Annotated in this window: 1 protein-coding gene; it reads right to left on the reverse strand. The window is 64.4% G+C overall.

What is annotated here, in order from left to right:
- Positions 1-511, reverse strand: a 511-nt coding sequence (locus P0D68_RS35505) for an acyl-CoA dehydrogenase family protein (protein ID WP_408303741.1), incomplete at both ends; no start/stop codon positions are given.

Below are 511 nucleotides of genomic sequence, written 5' to 3' on the forward strand. Positions count from 1 at the left end.
CCCATGCCGCCGTGCACCTGTACGCCGAGGCTCGTCACATCGATCGACAGCTCCGTGCTCCAGCCCTTCACGATCGGCACGAGGTATTCGTAGATCGCCTGATGTTCCGCGCGCGTGGCTTCGTCAGCGTGACGATGCGCGATGTCGCAGTGAGCCGCCGCTACATAGGCCAGCGCGCGCGAGGCTTCGGTCAGGCCACGCATGGTCGCAAGCATGCGGCGCACGTCGGGGTGCTGAATGATCGCGACCGATTGCTTCGCCGAGCCATCCACGGGACGGCTTTGCACACGGTCTTTCGCGTACGCCACCGCCTTCTGGTAAGCGCGATCCGACACGCCCACGCCCTGCATGCCGACCGCAAAGCGCGCCGCGTTCATCATGATGAACATGTATTCGAGGCCGCGATTCTCTTCGCCGATCAGATGACCGATCGCGCCGCCGTGGTCGCCGAACTGCAGCACCGCGGTCGGGCTCGCCTTGATGCCGAGCTTGTGTTCGATCGACACGCAAT

This window comes from Paraburkholderia sp. RL17-380-BIE-A (assembly GCF_046028085.1).
In the GTDB taxonomy this organism is placed as follows: Bacteria; Pseudomonadota; Gammaproteobacteria; order Burkholderiales; family Burkholderiaceae; genus Paraburkholderia.